This is a genomic window from Variovorax sp. OV700, assembly GCF_900099805.1.
Classification (GTDB): domain Bacteria; phylum Pseudomonadota; class Gammaproteobacteria; order Burkholderiales; family Burkholderiaceae_C; genus Variovorax.
In genome coordinates this window covers 192,587-211,304 of record NZ_FNDR01000005.1, presented here as the reverse complement: position 1 = coordinate 211,304, position 18,718 = coordinate 192,587, and the positions used below count along the sequence as shown (strand labels likewise).

Annotated in this window: 18 protein-coding genes; all 18 read right to left on the bottom strand. The window is 66.9% G+C overall.

The genetic code is table 11. The annotated features are described in order from the left end of the window. Window positions 1-19: 19 nt before the first annotated feature. Complete coding sequence (locus BLR24_RS13830; RefSeq protein ID WP_093017717.1) at window positions 20-268, bottom strand: hypothetical protein; 249 nt, start codon at window positions 266-268, stop codon at window positions 20-22. A gap of 112 nt (window positions 269-380) precedes the next feature. Further along, on the bottom strand, window positions 381-1,334 hold the full coding sequence (locus BLR24_RS13825) for a DUF3014 domain-containing protein (protein ID WP_093017715.1): 954 nt from the start codon (window positions 1,332-1,334) through the stop codon (window positions 381-383). A gap of 126 nt (window positions 1,335-1,460) precedes the next feature. After that, window positions 1,461-2,132, bottom strand: coding sequence for an alpha/beta hydrolase (locus BLR24_RS13820; protein WP_093017713.1), 672 nt, complete (start codon window positions 2,130-2,132; stop codon window positions 1,461-1,463). Between the two features lie 7 nt (window positions 2,133-2,139). Beyond that, window positions 2,140-3,192 (bottom strand): NAD(P)H-dependent flavin oxidoreductase, encoded by a 1,053-nt coding sequence (locus tag BLR24_RS13815; RefSeq protein ID WP_093017711.1) that lies wholly within the window; start codon window positions 3,190-3,192, stop codon window positions 2,140-2,142. A 53-nt stretch (window positions 3,193-3,245) separates the two neighbouring features. Further along, entirely contained in the window at window positions 3,246-4,016 is a 771-nt protein-coding gene (locus BLR24_RS13810; RefSeq protein WP_093017709.1) for a tRNA-uridine aminocarboxypropyltransferase, read from the bottom strand. 52 nt (window positions 4,017-4,068) lie between these two features. Continuing rightward, a complete protein-coding gene (locus tag BLR24_RS13805) occupies window positions 4,069-5,280 on the bottom strand; it encodes a DUF1501 domain-containing protein (protein ID WP_093017707.1) in 1,212 nt (403 codons plus the stop codon). 150 nt (window positions 5,281-5,430) lie between these two features. Continuing rightward, window positions 5,431-7,005: a DUF1800 domain-containing protein gene (locus tag BLR24_RS13800; protein ID WP_217636320.1), complete on the bottom strand. Its 1,575-nt coding sequence runs from the start codon at window positions 7,003-7,005 to the stop codon at window positions 5,431-5,433. A 92-nt stretch (window positions 7,006-7,097) separates the two neighbouring features. Further along, the gene (locus tag BLR24_RS13795) at window positions 7,098-7,781 is read right to left on the bottom strand and encodes a DsbA family oxidoreductase (RefSeq protein WP_093017703.1); all 684 of its coding nucleotides are present in this window, start codon (window positions 7,779-7,781) and stop codon (window positions 7,098-7,100) included. 39 nt (window positions 7,782-7,820) lie between these two features. After that, complete coding sequence (locus BLR24_RS13790; protein ID WP_093017701.1) at window positions 7,821-9,230, bottom strand: MFS transporter; 1,410 nt, start codon at window positions 9,228-9,230, stop codon at window positions 7,821-7,823. A 29-nt stretch (window positions 9,231-9,259) separates the two neighbouring features. Further along, on the bottom strand, window positions 9,260-11,155 hold the full coding sequence (locus BLR24_RS13785) for a bifunctional sugar phosphate isomerase/epimerase/4-hydroxyphenylpyruvate dioxygenase family protein (RefSeq protein ID WP_093017699.1): 1,896 nt from the start codon (window positions 11,153-11,155) through the stop codon (window positions 9,260-9,262). 140 nt (window positions 11,156-11,295) lie between these two features. Beyond that, the gene (locus BLR24_RS13780; protein WP_093017697.1) at window positions 11,296-12,060 is read right to left on the bottom strand and encodes an alpha/beta fold hydrolase; all 765 of its coding nucleotides are present in this window, start codon (window positions 12,058-12,060) and stop codon (window positions 11,296-11,298) included. Then, window positions 12,057-13,277, bottom strand: a complete 1,221-nt coding sequence (locus tag BLR24_RS13775) for a multidrug effflux MFS transporter (protein WP_093017695.1) — start codon at window positions 13,275-13,277, stop codon at window positions 12,057-12,059. The genes BLR24_RS13780 and BLR24_RS13775 overlap by 4 nt, the downstream gene beginning before the upstream one ends. Then, window positions 13,274-13,702, bottom strand: coding sequence for a carboxymuconolactone decarboxylase family protein (locus BLR24_RS13770; RefSeq protein ID WP_093017693.1), 429 nt, complete (start codon window positions 13,700-13,702; stop codon window positions 13,274-13,276). The genes BLR24_RS13775 and BLR24_RS13770 overlap by 4 nt, the downstream gene beginning before the upstream one ends. Further along, window positions 13,699-14,910, bottom strand: a complete 1,212-nt coding sequence (pcaB, locus tag BLR24_RS13765) for a 3-carboxy-cis,cis-muconate cycloisomerase (protein ID WP_093017691.1) — start codon at window positions 14,908-14,910, stop codon at window positions 13,699-13,701. Before pcaB ends, BLR24_RS13770 begins: the two co-directional genes overlap by 4 nt. A gap of 10 nt (window positions 14,911-14,920) precedes the next feature. Then, entirely contained in the window at window positions 14,921-15,754 is an 834-nt protein-coding gene (locus BLR24_RS13760) for a shikimate dehydrogenase family protein (protein WP_093017689.1), read from the bottom strand. A 25-nt stretch (window positions 15,755-15,779) separates the two neighbouring features. Then, a complete protein-coding gene (locus BLR24_RS13755; protein ID WP_093017687.1) occupies window positions 15,780-16,793 on the bottom strand; it encodes a TRAP transporter substrate-binding protein in 1,014 nt (337 codons plus the stop codon). 51 nt (window positions 16,794-16,844) lie between these two features. After that, window positions 16,845-18,125 (bottom strand): TRAP transporter large permease subunit, encoded by a 1,281-nt coding sequence (locus BLR24_RS13750; RefSeq protein ID WP_093017685.1) that lies wholly within the window; start codon window positions 18,123-18,125, stop codon window positions 16,845-16,847. 15 nt (window positions 18,126-18,140) lie between these two features. Continuing rightward, a complete protein-coding gene (locus tag BLR24_RS13745; RefSeq protein WP_093017683.1) occupies window positions 18,141-18,701 on the bottom strand; it encodes a TRAP transporter small permease in 561 nt (186 codons plus the stop codon). Window positions 18,702-18,718: the final 17 nt, after the last annotated feature.

Here is an 18,718-nt window from a genome sequence, read left to right as displayed (position 1 = left end):
GCTACGCACCGTTTGTGGCTTAGGTTTCGCGGCGATACATCGACCACTTCGTGGTCAGGATGTCCGCGGCGATCTTGGCGGCGTTGGCTCCGGCGTAGTTTTCCGATGGGTCGAACTCGAAGGCCTCCCGGTATTTGAGGACCTGCGCGTAGTCTTGATCGAAGGTCATCGGCCCCATGAGCTCGGTGGGATCGGTGCCCGTTGGAAGCGCCAGGAATTTCGTTGGATCGGTGGCGCTCTGGTAGAGGTCAACGCTCATCAGGTTCATACGGGTGTCCTCGATGTCTTTGGGGGATCGCTCTGTCGGGTCGGCAGATCATCCACGCCATCCGCGCCGCACGCAATCGGCCCGCGCCTACAAGGCGCAAGGGGGTGATGGATCAGCGCTGCTGCTGCTGCTTCTTCTTCAGCATCTCGCCCGTTGCGATCTGCTCGCGGAAGCCGCGCAAGCTGGCCTTCATCCTGCGTTCGTTCTCCAGCCCCATGCGCACCATGATCTTCTGGCCTGACGAGAGCGACTCAAGCTGCGGATCTGCGTACTCGTAGCGCACCCACGGCCGCTGCGAAGACACCTTGCCTTTCACCTCGACGAGACGAACCTGCACCGGGCCGCTGGGTTCGGGCGCCTGCAGCAGATGGTCGATCACGGCGATGAGCCGGTCGTTGAAATAGCGCCCCGGGAAGCCGAGTTCCTCATAGGATTTTTGAAACAGCGGATACAGCTGGGCGTAGGTCTTGGCCGCCTTGGCCGGATTGATCGATTCGGCAAGCTGCACGATGGGCGTGTAGCGCGCGGCATTGGCGGGCGCGATGGTCTGCGCCTCGCCCTTGCCTGCGGTGGTGAAGCGCTGCCGGGTGGGCTGCACGGGCCATGTGCTCGCGGGCGACTGCTCCCGCGGCATGTTGTCCACGGTGGCCACCGTGCGGCGCACGATGCCCTCGAACTGCAGGAAGTCGGCCACGTTCTTGCTGCCCATCAGGTCGACCAGCGCCTTCATCACGCGCGTATCGGAATCCGCGACCGTGGGCAGACCCGAGGCGGGCAGCGCGATCGCATCGATCGGGTTCTGCGGCTCCAGCGACTCGGGCGCCGGCGGGGGCGCCGGAGCTGCGGGCGCAGGCCCGTCGTTGGGCGCGGTGGCGACGGGCGGTACCGGCTCCACGTGCAGCACTTGCTGCTGCTGGTACCAGCGCCAGCCGAGGAATGCGGCGGCAATTGCCAGCAGCACGATGACGATGAGGGTTCCGGTCGACGATTCGCGGCGCGGCCTGTACGTGGGTGCGTCGCGCAGCTCGGGCACTTCGCGGATTTCGGGCGTGTCTCTGTCAGACATGAGGGCAGTTTCCTTTTGGGAGGATTGCGGTGGGAGCGAACTGCTATGGTGCATCAACAGAGCCCACACCACGGCCGCGTCCTCGTAACGCCCTGTGACGCGCCGACCGCGCGAAAAGTTCAGCCGCTACGGTGCGCCAGCTGTAAGCGATTGCAGCCACGCCAGCGAGCCCTGCAGCTCGGCCGGGCGGATCTCGTGCCCTCCCGGAAAATCGGCACCCGACAGTGCCAGCGGAAGGCCGCGGGCCAGCTCGCGCGAGGCCTGTGCGGCGCTCGGCGGAATCACGTTGTCTGCACTTCCGTGGCTCATCCACAGTGCCTTGCCCTCGAACGCCTCGGGCGGTGCAATGTGCGGCACCACCTGCGACAGCAGCCGGCTGTGCCACACCATTGCGGCGCGAACCTTGCCGGGCTGCGTGAGCAGCAGCGACAGCGCCATGATGCCGCCCTGGCTGAAGCCGCCGACCACCACGCGCTCCGGCGGCACGCTCAGCTGCTGCGCCGCCGAGGCGATCATCTCGCCGACCAGGAAGCGACTTTCGCGCTCCTGCTCCTCGTTGATGCGCCGCTCGCCATCGGCCAGCACCTGAAACTCGAACCACGCATACGCATCGGGCGAGAGCACATACGGTGCGCGCAGGCTCAGCACGTGAAACTGCGGCGGCATGAGCCGAGCGAAGCCGAACAGGTCCTGCTCGTTGCTGCCCACGCCATGCATGAGCACCAGCAGCCACGGCTCGCGGACGTCGGCCTGGGCGCCGTGCGCCAGGAATTTGAAGGGCAGATGGAGTTGGGTCATGGGTGATTCACAGGGATGCGGGAAAGCCTTCTGCCAGCGCTTGGGTCACCTCGGCCGAAGACACCTCGCGGCAGCCCGTCGCGTTCTGGCCCGACCACAGTGGAGAAAAGTCGCCGCTGCCCTGTGCCTCGGCCTTGGCACGCAGCGGCGCAATGCCCGAAGTGGCGAGCGGAAATTCAGGCGCCGCAGAACCGATCGGCCCCAGCTCGCGCATCACGCGGTTCACGATGCCGCGCGCCGGCCGGCCGGTGAACAGGTTGGTGAGCGCCGTGTGGCGTGCGGCTTCGCTCTTGAGCGCCGCACGGTGGATCGCGGACGTCGTGGCTTCCGGCGTCAGCATGTAGGCGGTGCCAATCTGCACGCCCGCAGCGCCCAGCGCGATCGCCGCGGCCACGCCATTCGCATCCGCGATGCCGCCGGCCGCGATCACCGGCAGTTTCACGGCGCGCACCACCTGCGGCAGCAGCGCAAAAGTGCCGAGCTGCTTCGTCAGGTCGTGCGAAAGAAAATGGCCTCGGTGACCGCCCGCCTCCAGGCCCTGTGCAATGACCGCATCGGCACCGTGCGCTTCGAGCCATACGGCTTCTTCCACCGTGGTGGCCGACGCGAGAACCTTCGAACCCCAGCTGCGCACCTGCGCGAGCAGCGCCTCGGATGGCAGCCCGAAATGGAAACTCACCACCGGCGGCCTGAACTCGGCGAGCAGGTTGGCCACCTCGGCACTGAAGGGATTGCGGCCCGGGCCGGTGGGGATGCCGGCCGCATCGATGCCGAATTCGGCGTAGTACGGTGCCAGCGCGGCGCGCCATGTCGCCTCTCGTTCGGCACTCGGCTCCGGCGGCGTGTGGCAGAAGAAATTGACGTTGTAGGACTTGCCGGTTCCGGCGCGAATGGCCGCCAGTTCGCTGCGCATGGCATCGGGGCTCAGCATGGCGCATGGCAGCGAGCCGAGCCCGCCTGCATTGCTGACCGCGATGGCCATTGCGCTGCCCTGGATCCCGGCCATCGGGGCCTGGATGAGGGGGAGTTCGGTGCCGAGAATTTGCTTTAGCGTCGTCATGCGAAAGGTCTCTGGATGTGTCGATGCCGGCCATTGTCTCGCCAAGCCGGCGGTCACTTCGGTGACGGGGTCATGGTCGAGGCGCACCGCGGGACGGACACTTCGCGCAGCCGCTGATGCGCAGCATCACCCCACGCCACGGGCTGCTGGTTCTTCGCGCGCAGATAGTGGTGCGTGAACACCACCAGATAGGCATACAGCGTCTGTTCGGCAACATGTTCGCCTGCCAGGTTCATGCACATCGCGGCCACCTCGCTGGTGCAGAAGTGGTCGTCGCGGCCGGAGTTGCGCAGCTCGTATTGCGTGATCCGCTCCGGCTGCAGGCTCAACACCGGCAGCCGGTCGAGGTAGGGGCTTCTGCGAAACATCTTGCGTGCCTCGGCCCATGTCGCGTCGAACAGGATGAAGAGTGGGCGTTTCGCGGTGCCACTGCAGTTCGGTTCAGGCGCGGGAACGGTCAGGACCACGCGCTCGGGCGCCGCATACTGCCCCGGGAACACCACGTATGGCTGCCATTGCGGATCGTTCAACAGCGCCAGCAGCGCGGGATCGGTTTCGGTGCGGGCCCAGCCGAAGGCGAAGGTATCGGCCACCACGTCGGCGACCAGCCATCCTGTGTTGGTGGGCTTGAGCGGCTCGATGTCGGCCATGAGCAGACACACTCCCGCACGCGTTGTCACCGAAGGGCGCACAGTGCACATGCAGTGGCTGGGCACCAGGCGGCAGCCCGCGCAGCGCTCGCGCTTGAAGCCACCACGGGCAAGAAAGGGTTTGGCGCTTCGCGCCAGGCGCGCGGCGCGAAGAAGGGAGACGGCGTGAGGCATGCGCCGATTCTCGGCGGTCCCGAGGGCCGGTGCGCCGGAATGCTCCGAGCAGCTAAACCAGCTGCAGATCCTTCGGCGCCACCCCGTCGAACACCCGCGCGAGCTGTGCCGGCGAGAGGCCGTACATCCGCTTGAACAGCCCGCCAAATACCGCGCGGTATTCGTTGAGCACCGGGTAGTCGCGGTTCTGGAACAGCATGGCCTGCGTCACTGCCTGCTGCTCGCCCACGATGCGCCCGCCGGCCTGCGCCGAGAGTCCGCCTCCGAGCACCCAATACACGCTGCCATGCCCGTGATCGGTGCCACGGTTGCCGTTCTCGCGGAAGGTGCGGCCGAACTCGCTGATGACGACCACCACGGTCTGGCGCCACGCATCGTCGCCCATCTCCTCTGCGAAGGCGGCCACGCCGCGGCCCAGTTCCTCGAAACGATTGGCGAGGTAGCCGGTGGCGCCGCCTTGCCCCACGTGCGTGTCCCAGCCGCCGACGTCGACGAAGCCGAGGTCGAAGCGGTCTCGCATCAGCAAGGCCATGCGGCGCGCCACCAGTTCGAAGCCTTTGGCGGTCATGGCGTTTCGGCTGGCGGCATCCATCTCGGCCTGCACCGCGCGCGTCACCTCGTCGCGCAGCTGGAAGCCTTCGGCCACCGGCTTGGCCAGCGGGGTGTTGCGGTACATGTCCGCGATGACCTGGCTCTGCCGCGCATCGATGCCCGCACGCGCATTGCCCGCGAGCGCCATATTGGCGGCCTTGGCGCCGCCGCGCAGCGAAAGGGGCAGCTGCTCTGTGAAGGCAATGGGGGACACGCCCGTGACGGGCCCCGCGCCCAGCACGCCGGCCAGACGATTGAGAAAACCCGAGCGGTAGTCGCGGCGCTTGTCGAGCGCCTGGCCGAGCTCGATGGAGTCCTGCGTTTCGAAATGGCTGCGCGTGAGGTCGTCGGTGCCGGCAAAGGCGATGAAGGCGGCCTGCTTTTGCTGGAACATCGGCATCACGCTTTGTGCCAGCGCCGGGTGCAGGCCCCAGTTGCCGTCGAGCGGCAGCGCGCCGTCGGGCGTGCCGGGGCGGGCGATGGCGATGTTGGGGCGCGAGGCGTAGTAGAAGTCGCTGCTTGTCGGGACGAGCAGGTTGCTGCAGTCGTACGCGCCGCGCAGGAACACGACCAGCAGCTTGGCGCCTTTGGCTGCGGGCGCGGCCATCAACCGGCCAGCGGCGCCCGCGAACGGAACGGCGGCCATGAGCTTGAGCAGTTCTCGACGTTGCATGACGATGTGTCCTTTCTTCTGTCTTGCCCCTTCCCCCTTTGAGGGAAGGTTGGGATGGGGGCACGGCGGCACTTGTTTCGCCTTGGCGCGTCATCGAACGCCGCTTGCCCCCACCCCTGCCCTCCCCCAGAGGGGGAGGGAGAAATACATTCAACGGCGCATCAGCTCCGGCGACGCCAGCAGGAAGGTGTTCCACTCCTGCGGGTTCTTCGCCTGCGCCAGCGCCTCGCGCGTGTCCGCGCCCAGGCCCGCCTGCATCGCGCGCACCGCGCGCGAATCGGCCAGTGGCGGAAATGCGGGTTTCTCGAGCGGAGCCTTGTCGTCCGCGCGGAACAGCACGGCGCCGTTCGCACCGATGGCGCGCGCGATCTCGAAGCGCGTGTTCATCTGCCCCGCGCTGGCCCAGGCCGCTTCGTTGAGCGGATAGCCGTTGGGCGTCTCGTGGCCGTACAGCTGTTCGCCCATGCGGGTGATCCAGCCGAGCATCGGATTCACGTTCGACACCACGCGGTCGTCATACGCGAGCCGCACGCCAGCGATCACGTAGTGCACCGGATCGCGGAACTTGCGGCCGAGCGAAGCGGCGAACTCGGGCGACTCGAACATCGCCTTGAGCGTGACGGCGATGTCGCCGTCGCTGCGCGTGAAGGCCGCAGCCATGCGTTCGACCAACGCCTGTGGCGGATCGTCGGAGACGAAGTACACGGCGAGCTTGCGCGAGATGAAGCGCGCGGTGGCCGGCGCGCGCGCCAGGCGGTCGAGCGCCTCGTCGGCCTCGGCCAGTCCACGGCTCTGGATGGGCTGGCCCAGCAGCGTCTTCGACCCGTAGTCGTGCCGGTTGGGGTTGAACTCGAACAGGCCCTTGCGCACGTAGTCGGCGCGCAGGGCCGGCCGCACGTTCGGCGGCGGCGCGTCGAGCGGCTGGTAGCTCACGCCCACACCGGTGAGCACGCGCGCCAGCTCCTGCACGTCGGTTTGCGAATAGCCGCCGTCCACGCCGAGCGTGTGCAGCTCCATCAGCTCGCGCGCATAGTTCTCGTTGATGCGGTTGGCGGCGTTCTGCGCGTTGTCGAGGTAGCGCAGCATCGCGGGGTGGTGCAGCGTGGCCCCGAGCAGGTCGCGAAACCTGCCGAGCGCATGCGGGCGGATCGCGTTCTCTTCGTAGTCGCCCACCATCGCGCGGAGGTTGTCCTTGCGCAGGCTGACGTTGAAGTGGTTCATCCAGAACCACGTCATCTGCTCTTGCAGCTGGTCGGGCGAATAGAGCGCGCGCAGCACGAAGCGTTGCTGCGCCTCGCGCGCGAGACGGTTCAGCTCCTGCTGATAGGCTTGGCGCGCGGCCTTCTTCTGCTCGTCGTCGGTGAGCGCTTCGGCCGCCCTGCGCTGCGCCTCGAGCGCACGCGCCAGCTCGGGCAGGGGCGTGCGCGAAATGGTCATTGCATCGACCTGGGCTTGCGCGGCCGGTGGCAGCGGCTGCATCCGCGGGCTGAGCTGCCGGCCCATCCAGGCCGCGAGCCCGGTGCGCGCCAATTCGGCCTGGCTGCTGGCGCTGGCACCCCAGGTCACACGATCGAGCCAGCGCAACTGGGTTGCGGGGTCTTCGGCAACGCGGTTCAGCGCCGTGAGCGGCTCTGGCCCGGACCGCAGCGCGCCGATGGTGCAGCCTGCCAGCAGCAGCCCTGCCATGGCAACCGACAACACGCAAAGACGTCCGGAAAGCTGCATGGATCGCATCATGAACCGATCAACCCGCGCCGTGGTGGCGCGGTTGACCGGCTCACGGCTCCGGTCAGGTAAAGCTGGCGCTCAGCCTGGTTTCATGCCGCAACCACTGTGCTGGGCTCTGCACCGGCGATCTGCCGCAGCGCCCGCTCGAACACCTCGACCGGCTGCCCGCCCGAGATCAGGTGGTGGTCGTTGATGATGATCGCAGGCACCGAATGGATGCCCGCGTCCGTGTACATGCGTTCGCGCTCGCGGGTTTCATCGGCAAATTCATCGCCGGCCAGGATCTCGCGGGCCCGTGCCGCGTCCAGCCCGGCCTCGGTGGCCGCGCGAACCAGCACCTCGGGGTCCGAGGGGTTCTGCCTGTCGGTGAAGTAGGCCTTCAGCAGTAGCTTCTTGAGCGCCGCCTGTTTGGCCGGGCTTTCGAGTTCGGCCCAGTGCAGCAAACGGTGCGCGTTGAAGGTGTTGTAAACACGTGGGCGGCCCTCGGGGCTGAACTCGAAGCCCACCTCGGCCCCGCGCTGGCGGATCATCTCGCGCGATTGCGCCTGCTGTTCACGCGTGGAGCCGTATTTCTGGTTCAGGTGCTCGAAGGTTTCCTGCCCTTCGGGCGGCATCTGCGGGTTCAGCTCGAAAGGCTGGAAATGCAGCTCCGCCGTGACGCCAGGCGCCACGCGCCGCAGCGCCGCCTCGAGCGAAGCGAGGCCGACGGCGCACCAGGGGCAAGAGACGTCGGAAACGAAATCGATCTTGAGATGGGAAGTCATGGGCGCCATTCTTCATGGCGCCCGACGCCCTTGGTGCGCGCAAGGTCTTCAGGCCGCAGCCTTGGCCATGCGGGCTGTCGCCAGCGTCTGCTCGCGCATCAGGTCGTACTCGATCTTGTCGACCGGCACCGCATCGGGCTTGCCCAGGTCGTTCATGTGCACGCGGTAGGTCTCGCGTGCGGTCATGGCCGAGATCGCGGCGATGGCGCAGATCGCCAGCGTGATGGCACCGACGGTCAGCGGGATGTTGGCAGCGCCGGGGGGGGCGACCGCCACGAACAGCGCCGGCAGCAGCGCAGTGATCGCGGTGCCGATGTTCTGCGAGATCGCCATGCCCGAGACGCGGGTGCGCGTGGGGAACATCTCTGGATAGAAGCTCGGGAACACGGCGTTGTAGCCCTGATAGACCACGCCCCACATCAGGAGCGACATCACGATGGCCAACGGCACGTTGTGGATGCTGATGGCGTACAGGTAGCCGAACGACAGCAGGCCCGAACCGATGGCGCCGACCATGATCGGCAGGCGGCGGCCGACCTTGTCCGACAGGTTGCCGACGAACGGGATCACGATCACGGCGAGGATGTTGCCCATCACCGGAATCCAGAGGTAGATGTCTTTCTCGAAGTTGATGCCGTAGCCTGGCTGCACTGCGTAGGCGGCGCCAAAGATGGTTGCGACCACCGGAATCACGTTCATCAGGGAGCACAGCAGCACGCGCACCATGTCGCGCCAGCTCTCGGTCACGGCCTGGATCACCGGCGCCTTCGGCACCTTCCCGCTCTGGTCGACTTCCGTGAAGGCGGGGGTCTCGTCCACTTCCTTGCGGATGATGTAGCCGGCCACGATGACGATGAAGCTCAGCAGGAACGGAATGCGCCAGCCCCAGGAGTTGAAGGCATCCTTGTCCATGTAGTGCGCGAGCGGCAGGAACACGGCAGCCGCCATGATCTGTCCGGCCTGCACGCCCTGCAGCGTGAAGCTCGCGAAGAAGCCGCGGCGACCGAAAGGCGCGTGCTCCAAAATCATCGAGCTCGCGCCCGAAATCTCGCCCGCCACCGCAAAGCCCTGGATGAGCCGCAGCAGCACCAGCAGCGCAGGCGCCCACAGGCCGACCTGGTCATAGGTCGGCAGCAGGCCGACGGCGATGGTCGAAAAGCCCATCAGGAACATGCAGACGATCAGCACCGTCTTGCGGCCGTGCGTGTCACCCCAGTGGCCCAGCAGCAGCGCGCCAATCGGCCGTGCGACGTAGCCCACGCCATAGGTCGCGAGCGACGCGATGATCGCGATCTGCGGGTCGCCCTTCGGAAAGAAGATCTGCGGAAAGATCAGCGCCGCGGCGGTGGCGTAGATGAAGAAGTCGTAGTACTCCAGCGCCGAGCCGATCCAGCCGCTTGCGGTGGCCTTCTTGGACTGGTGCTTGCCTTTCGGCTCGTGGGCCGTGATGGATGCCATGGTTTGTCTCCAGGGTTGACGAAAAAGATCTATGCCTGCGCCTGCGATGCCATGCGGGCCGGTGCGTTGAGGGCGCCATACGCGTCGTAGCCCGCGGTGCGTTGTGCCAGTTCGAAGAAGAGCCCGCCTTCGATGTTCTCGGTGTAGATGTGCAGGTAGTCGCCCGCTGCGGGTGAACGATCGAACAGCACACCCGCCTCGCGCAGCCGTGCGAGCAGCGCCGGATCCAGATCGATGCGCGTGGCCAGGTCGTCGTAGTAGTTGTCCGAAATGGGCACGAAGCGCGTGCCGGCGGCGCGCAGCCGAGCCACGCTCTCGAAGATGTCGTCGCATCGCATTGCGATGTGGTGCACCGCGCCGCCGCCCGTCACGCTCAGCGTGCGCGCGGTGCGGGTGCGCTGGCTCAGCGACACGTTGAGCACCAGCCGCACACTGCGATCGGCATTGGCCACGCCCCGGCTGCGGATGAGCCCGAAGGGGTCGGCCAGCTCCAGGCTCTCGCCCGGCTCCAGCCCCAGCACGGCGCGCGTGAACAGCACCCAGGTGTCGAGCTGGTCCACTGCCAGGCCCAATGCCACGTGGTCGATCTGCGTCAGGCCCGCATCTGCGGCGACCGCCGACGCATCTTCCTCGAGGATGAAATCGGCTTCGTACAGCCCGTTGGCGCCCAAGGCCTCGGAAACGAAATGGATGAGGTTGCCGCCCGGCGCCACGATGGCAGGCACGCTCAACTCGTCGGGGCCAACGGGGCTGTCGTGGCGCTGCGAACGCATGGCCGTGGCGCGGTCGACGGCCGCCTGCGGATCGACGCAGCGCACGCCCAGCGCGCAGACCGAGGTGCCGTGCGCTTCGAAGCGGCTGCGCGCGAACGAACCCGGCTGCGCATTGACGATCAGGTTGATCTCGCCCTGGCGGTACAGCACGACGGCCTTGGAGCGGTGCCGGCCGATGCGCCGGAAGCCGAGCTGCCCAAACAGCGTGCGGAGCACAAGGGCCGATGCCTCGTCCGCCGCGAACTCGATGAACGAGAGGCCCGAAAGCGCCGGCACGGCGGGCGGGCTGAACAGCTCGACGCGCTGCGCGTGCGCAGGCTCATCGGCAGCCGGCGCCAGCCGCCTCTTCGCCTCGCTTTCGAGGTACAGCAGCGAGCGCATCGCGTCCACGGCGGTGCGGCGGTTGGGCGTTTCGCGGAACACGTCGTTGAAGATCTCCAGCGAGAGCGGCCCGGTGTAGCCCGCGCGCAGCACCTGCTCGAAGAACCCGATCACGTCGAAGTCGCCCTGCCCCGGAAACGAACGGTGGTGGCGGGCCCACTGCAGCACGTCCATCGAGAGCAGCGGCGCGTCGGCCATCTGCAGGAAGAAGATCTTGTCGCCCGGAATGGCCGCGATGCCCGCGGGATCGTCCTTCAGCGACAGCGTGTGAAAGCTGTCGAGAATCAGGCCGAGGTTCGGATGATCGGCCTCGCGCACGATGTTCCAGGCCTGGCCGTAGAGCGAGGTGAAGCGGCCCCAGGCCAGTGCCTCGAAGCCCACGCGCAGGTTGCGGCGGGCGGCGCGCTCCGCGAGTTCGTGCAGCTGGGCCGCGGCACGTTTCGGGTCGTCGATGGCCAGCGGCGACGTGTTCGAGCAGCACAGCATCGTCGGCGCGCCCATCGCCTCCATCAGGTCGAACTTGCGCTCGGCGCGCTCCAGGCTGCGACGGAACTGCGCCTCGGGCATGCCCTCGAAATCGCGGAACGGCTGGTACAGGTCGATCGAGAGTCCCAGGTCCGCGGTGATGCGGCCCAGCTCGGCGGCGCTGCCCTTGAAGTTGACGAAGTCGGCCTCGAACAGCTCGATGCCGTCGAACCCCGCGGCCGAAACGGCTTCGAGCTTCTGGCGAAGCGTGCCGCTGAGAGAGACGGTGGCAATGGAGCGATGCATGGGGTGACTGTAGAAACACCCGCCACCCACCACAACGCTTTGCACTTAGGCCGCGTTCGATAATCGAACGAGTGCGTTCATTGTTCGCACGAAACAGGGGTTACACCTAGGGCAACCGCTCTCGCGGCAAGCGGCTTTTTTCAGAGGCTGCGCCAGTAATCGATCAGCAGCTGCGCAAACTCGACCGGCCGCTCCACCGCGCTGAGATGCGCCGCGTCGATGGTGGCCAGGCGCGCACGGGGGATAGCAGCCACCATGGCTTCGGACATTGCGGGCGGCGTCGCTTCGTCCTGCAGGCCGGCAATCACCAGCGTCGGCACGGCGATGCGGTGGTTGCTCTCGCGAAAATCGATGGCGGCCACGGCGTTGCAGCTCTCGATGTAGCCCTGCGGATCGGTGCGCACCAGCACGTCGTTCAGCGCCTGGGCCGCGGCTTTGCCCTCCCCGGTGGTGACGAAACCGTGCGTGAGCCAGCGCGCTACCGCGCCTGGCGCAATGGCGGTCACGCCCTTGGCAGCCACGGTTTCGACGCGGGCACGCCACGGCGATTGGTCGGGATAGTGGGCGGACGAATTCGCGATCACCACGCTGCGCAGCAGTTCAGGATGCCGCACCGCCAGCGCCTGCGCGGTCATACCGCCCATCGACAGGCCGACAAAGTGCACCGGCTCCCCGCCCGCCTCGCGTTGGATGAGTTCGGCCACGTCCTGCGCCAGCGTTTCGACGCGCAGCGCGCCGGGCACCACCTCCGAGTCGCCATGGTTGCGGTGGTCGTAGCGGATCACGGTGTGGGCGCGCGCAAGCTGCTCGGCCACGCCGTCCCACATGTGCAGGTCGCAGCCGAGCGCGTGGCTCAGCACGACGAAGGGGCCGCTGCCTTCGCGGACGACGTTCAAACGGGTCATGGTGATTCCTTCTTGATCGGATGTTGGAGACGCGGCAGCCACAGGAAGGCGATGGCCAGCAGCACGCAACCCGCGAGCAGCATCGGCACGACCATCGGCCAGGCGCCGTTCGAAAAACCGGTGTCGACGAACTGTGCCGCAAGTTGGCCCACACAGAATGCCACCATCATCATGCCGAAGCCTGACCAGGACACGGCCCGGCCCGCCAGGTGCGGCAGGTCGCCCACCGCGCCGGCCTGCCCGCAGGGCTGGTGGATGCCGTGGCCCAGGCAATAGACCGCATGGCCGGCGAGCAGCGGCAAGGCGCTGTGCGGCGCGAGCCAGCAGCCCAGCGCCTGAATCGCTGCGCCCGCAATGCTCAGCGTGGCGCCGAGCTGAACGGTGTGCACGGGTCCGTGTTTGCGCAGCAGGCGCCGGCACAGCGTGGTGCTGAAGATGTAGACCAGCGAGCCGCCTGCCGGAATCCAGCCGTACATGGCGGGCGACCAGCCCAGATAGCCGATGTAGACCATCGGAGACAGCAGCAAGAAGCAGAAAAGGCCGCCGTAGGTTGCTGCGGCCAACGACGCCCAGGCGCGAAAGCTGCGGCTGGCGAAGACTGCGCGGGCGCTGCCGCGCGGTGCGGAAACGTCGCCCGCCAGCGGTCGCCGCGTCTCGCCGAACGAATGCCAGCAGAGCACAAAGAGCACCAGTGCATAGAGCGCCATCGACGCCATCACCCAGCGCCACCCGGCGCCCTGCACCAGCCATGCGCCGAGCAAAGGCGCCAGCAGGCCCACCACGCCTAGCCCCGTGAGCCCGCGCGCCATGACGTGCGGGCCTTCGTGCGCGGGGTAGAGGTCGCGCACCGCGGCGCGCGCGCAAACCAGGATGGCCGCCATTGAAAAGCCCTGCAGCGTCCGCCAGCCCGCAAGCACCGGCACGCTGCCGGCAAACGCACCGCCGAGCGCGGCGACCACATAGCAGCCAAGCCCCGCCAGCAACACCGGCCGGCGGCCGAAGCGATCGGCCAGCGGGCCGCAGAGCAATTGCGCAAAGCCGAAGGCCAGCACGAACAGCGTGAGGCTGGTGCTGGCCGAGCCCAGCTCATTGGCGATGGCCGGCAGCGCGGGCAGATAGCTGTCGGTGGCCACGGGCTGTGCCGCCAGCAGCAGCGGCAACAGCAGGCCGAAGCCGACCTCGAACCGGCGGCGCTCGCCAAGCGCGGGCCGCGTCACTGCGCAGGCGCGGCCAGCAAGCCCTTTTCGCGCAGGATGCCGGTTGCGATGCCGAAGGCATGGTTGGCCACCGGCACGCCGCAATAGATGGCCGCCATCATGATGACTTCCTTGATGTCCTCGGGCGTCAGGCGCGACTCGGGCGGCCCGTCGAGCGCGGCGCGCACATGCATCGCGAATTCTTCATAGGCATGGATGCCCAGCATCATCGACAGCACCATGTAGCGGCGCGTCTTGTCGCCGAGCGCCGGGCGGCCCCAGATGTCGTTCCACGCATGGCGCGTGATGAGCTCCTGGAACTCGGCGTTGAACTCGTTGCGGTTGGCCAGCGACTTGTCGACCCAGGCATCGCCCAGCACGCGGCGGCGGTTGACGAGCCCGGCTTCGTAGTCGTTGACGGGGGGAGTGCTTGCCTGGTCGGTCATCGGGATGTGTCTTTCGCAGTCAGTTGGGCGCGCAAGGCCGCCACTTGCCGCAGCGCCGTTTCGCCAGCGGGCCCGGCCAGGGCGGGGTCGAACCATTCGTCCGCGGCTTCTCGCGGCAGCTCCGCGCGCAGAGTGTCAATGTTGGCACGCATGCGCGCCGCGTCGATCTGCAGGCCCGGCAGCGCACCGGCCAGCGCACGCGCGCTGCCGTGCGCGGACATGAGCAGTTGCGGCCATTCGGCCAGCTCGGCCTGCCAGCCGCCAAGGGCGCGCTCGTGCTCCTGCGGCATGGCGGCCAGCAGCGCGGCCACGCGCTGCGGCGCACGCTGGGCCGCGGCCAGCGCCACCATCGCGGCCACGGGGTTGCGCTTGTGCGGCATCGCCGAAGAGCCGCCGCGGCCCGGCTCGGTGGGTTCGGCCGCTTCGCCGACCTCGTACTGGCCCATGAGCGAGATGTCGCGCGCGATCTTGCCGAGGCTGCCCGTGAGCAGCCCCAGCTCGCAACCGAGCGCGATCCATTCGTCGCGCTGCGTGTGCCAGGTGGCACCGGCGTTGCCGAGCCCGAGTTCGTCCGCCACGCGCTGCACGATGGCCGGGCCCTGCCCCTTCATCTGCGCGAGCGTGCCGACGGCGCCGCCGAGCTGCACGTTCAACGCATGGCGCGCGGCCGCTTGCAGCCGCGTACGGCTGCGCACCAGGGGCGCGGCCCATCCGGCGCACTTGAGGCCAAAGCTCGTGACCGAGGCGGGCTGCATCAGCGTGCGCGCAAGAATCGGCGTGGCCGCATGCTGCGTGGCGTGCTGCAGCAGCGCTTCGATCGCGCGGTCGAGATCGGCTTCGATCAGCGCGATGCCTTCGCGCGTGACCAGCGCCATGGCGGTGTCGATCACGTCCTGGCTGGTGCTGCCGAAATGCACGAAGGGCACGGCGGCGGGATTGAACAGGCCCACGGCCTCCTTCAAGGCCTTGACCAGCGGAATTGCGACGCTGCCGGCGCGGCCGCTGTCGCGCACGATCTTCGCTACGTCGAACAGTTCGACCTTGCAGCTGCCGACGATCGAATGCGCGGCCGCTTCCGGCACCAGCCCGAGCGCGGCCTGCGCGCGGGTCAAAGCCGCCTCGAAGCGCAGCATCGCATCGACGAAGTTATGGTCGCTGAAGGCGGAGAGCGTCTCGGACGTGGAAAGAAAGCCTTCGAAAATACTCATGGTGAACGCCTCAGTAGCTGATCTTCGCCGTGGCGCGCAACGCGTCGGCCGTGGCGGTGCCGAAACCGAAAAACTCCAGGTAGGCGGGAATCATCTCGAACAGCATGTCGGTGCCCACCTGCACGGCGCAGCCCTTGTCCAATGCGGCGCGCAAGAGCGGCGTGTATTCGGACTTCATCACCACCTCGCCGACGAAGGTCGACGGCGCGATGCGGTCCACGTCGAAAGGCAGCGGATCGCTTTCCTTCATGCCCATCGGCGTGGCATTGACGACCACGTCGAAGCCGGTCGGATCGTTCGAGCCCGTGGACACCGCCAGCGCCGGATAGTGCGTGCGCAGGCGTCCGGCCAGCGCATCGGCCGAGGCCGTGTTGGCGTCGTAAAGCGCAATCTCCGCCACCCCGGCCGCCGCGAGCGATGCCGCAATCGCCGAGCCGACGCCGCCGCTTCCGGCCACCAGCACCCGCGCGCCCTCGAGCGCGCGGCCCTTGCGCAGAACGCCGCGCACGAAGCCCGCGCCGTCGAACTGGTCGCCCACCAGCGTGCCGTCGGCGCGCTTGAGGACCGCGTTGCAGGCACCGGCGATCTTTGCCGTGGGCGTCACCTCGTCGACCAGACCCATGGTCGTGATCTTGTGCGGCATGGTCACCAGCGCGCCGCGAATGTTCGTGAGCCGGAACAGTGCGGCAAAAGCCGCCGGATAGTCCTCGGGTTTCACGCCCATCGGCACCACGACCGCGTCGATGCCCTGCTTCTCGAACCAGGGGTTGTAAATCATCGGCGCCTTGAAGCTTTCGGTGGGAAAGCCCAGGTGCGCTACGAGGGTGGTCTTGCCGGTGATCATGCTGTGCTTCGCTCGCCTGTTGGATTTACTTGCGGACCTTTGCGATTTCGGCGTACAGCTCCTTCACCACGGCCTCACCCACCAGGGCGCTGTGCTTTTCCACCACCGGCTTGACCTTGTCGCGCAGCCGCTGCATTTCGGCGGGGCTGAACTCGGTCACCTGCATGCCGGCCTTCTTGAGGTCCGCCAGCGCCGCGTCAGCTTGGCCGCGCGACACTTCGCGCTCGTACTTGGTGGCTTCGTCGGCCGCTTCGGTCATGATTTTCTTCTCGGCGTCGCTGAGTGAATCCCAGAGCTTCTTGCCAACGATCAGCGCCTGCGGGTTGTACACGTGCTGCGTCAGCGCCAGGTGCTTTTGCACTTCGGCGAACTTCGACGTGCGGATGACCGTGTTCGGATTCTCCTGGCCATCGACCGCCTTTTGCTCCAGCGCCGGATAGAGCTCGGGGAACGGCATTGGCGTGGCGTTGGCGCCAAGGGCCGTGAACAGGTCGATGTAGATCGGCGACTGGATCACGCGGATCTTGAGACCCGCCAGGTCTTCCACCTTGTTGATCGGTCGCTTGCTGTTGGTCACGTTGCGAAAGCCGAGGTCCCAGTAGCCGAGGCCGATGAGGTTCTTGGTTGCGAGCTCCGTGAACAGCTTCTTGCCGAAGGGCCCGTCGGTCACCGCGTCGGCTTCCTTCGGATTGGCGAACAGGAACGGGAAATCGAACACCGCAAAGGCCTTGACCTGGTTCGAGAGAATGCCGGCATTGAGCACCGTCATCTCGATGGTGCCGCCCTGGATGGCCGAGACGGTCTGCACGTCGCCTCCGAGCGTGCCGCCCGGGAACAGCTTGACCTGCATCTTGTTGCCCGACTTCTGCGCGACGAGTTCGCCGAACTTCTTCGCGCCCAAGGCCTGCGGGTGGTCGCCCTGGTTCTGGAACGCGAATTTGATCGAACGCTCCTTGATGTCTTGCGCAACGGCCGCGGCCACAGGCAGCAGCATGGCAATGCCGAGGCAAAGGGCGCGGGCAATGAGGGTCTTTTTCATGGATTGTCTCCTAGGGGTCTTGGGTCGAAAAATGGAAAGGCGAATGCCGCGTCAGTTGGCAAACCAGCGCATGGGCACCAGCACCAGCGAGGGGAATAAAACAAGCAGGAACATGACGATGAACTGCGCGGTCATGAAAGGCAGAACGCCGCGCGTCACCTCGTCCATCCTCATCTTGCCGACGCCCGCCACCACATTGAGCACGGTGCCCACCGGCGGCGTGATCAGCCCGATGGCGTTGTTGATGATGAACAGCACGCCGAAGTACACCGGGTCGATGCCCGCGGCCTTGACCACCGGCATCAGCACCGGCGTCAAAATCAAGATGGTCGGGGTCATGTCCATGGCCGTGCCCACCGCCATCACGAGCACCATGATCGCGATCAGCAGCAGGGTCTTGTTGCCCATGAAGGGCTCGAGCAAGCTGATGAGCTTGCTCGGCAGGTCGGCCACCGTGATGAGCCAGGCGGACACCATGGCGGCGGCCACCAGGAACATGATCACGGCCGTCGTCTTGGCCGCGCTCACGAACACCTGGTAGAGCTGCGCGAAGTTCATTTCGCGGTACACCACCATGGCCACGAACAGCGCGTACACGGCTGCGACCACGGCCGCCTCAGTGGGCGTGAACACGCCCATCTTGAGACCCACGAGCACGATCACCGGAAGGAACAGGGCCCAGAGCGATTCCTTGAAAGCCTTGGCGCGCTCCGCGCCCGTGGCCTTTGGCGCCGGCTGGATGTTCTCGCGCTTGGCAACCCACCACCATGCGACGGCGATGCCCACCCCCAGCATGATGCCGGGCACGATGCCGGCGAGGAACAGCTTGCTGATCGATACGTTGGCCGCCACGCCGAAGATCACGAAGCCGATCGACGGCGGAATGACCGGCGCAATGATGCCGGCCGAGGCGATGAGGCCCGCGGCGCGCGCCTTGTCGTGCCCCGCGCGCACCATCATCGGCAGCAGCAGTGCCGCGAGCGCGGCGGTGTCCGCCACCGCCGAGCCCGAGAGCGCAGCCAGCAGGCACGCCGCCAGGATGGCGACGAAGCCCAGGCCGCCGCGGCGGTGGCCGACGAGCGTCAACGCCAGGTTGACGATGCGCTTGGAAAGCCCGCCGACGTTCATGATCTCGCCGGCGAGCATGAAGAACGGGACGGCAAGCAGCGGAAAGCTGTCGGCGCCGTTCACCACGTTCTGCGCCAGGATCTGCGCGTCGAACAGGTCGAGGTGAAGCATCAGCGCCACGCCTGAAAGCAGCAGCGAATAGGCAATGGGAATGCCGAGCGCCATGGCGCCGAGCAGCGAGCCGAGGAAGATGAATACGGTCATGGTGGGTTCCGGCTCTCAGTGCTTGCCTGGGATGTTGCGGTGGGCGGTGTCGTCGCGCTCCAGTTGCGCGAGGTCTTCCGACTCCTGCACCATCACGAGTTCGTCTTCGCTCAGCTGGCCGGTGAGCGCACGCACCAGGTCTGCGAGCAGGAACACCCCCGCCGAAACTGCGAACACGATGCCCGAGGCGTAGAAGATCGCGGTCGATGCGCCGGTGACCGGCGCCTGCACGTCCCAGTTGATTTTTGCCTGGGCGAGGCTGCCGCTGAACAGCAGCCAGGTGGCAAACAGCATGAGCAAGTGACCCACCACCAGGCAGATCTTCTTGCCCAGCACCGGCAGGCGCGCCACCAGAAAATCGGTGCCCAGGTGTGCGCGTTCCTTCACAGCGACGACGGCACCGAGGAACGTGACCCAGACGAAGAGCCATCGCGACACTTCTTCCGACACGGTGATGCCGGAGTTGAAGGCATAGCGAAGCACCACGTTGCCGAACACCAGCACGACCATGACGGCCAGCGCCAGCGCGATCAGTGCATCGAGTAGCTTGCAGTAGCCGTCGAATATCTTTGTCATTGCGTCTCCCTTATAAA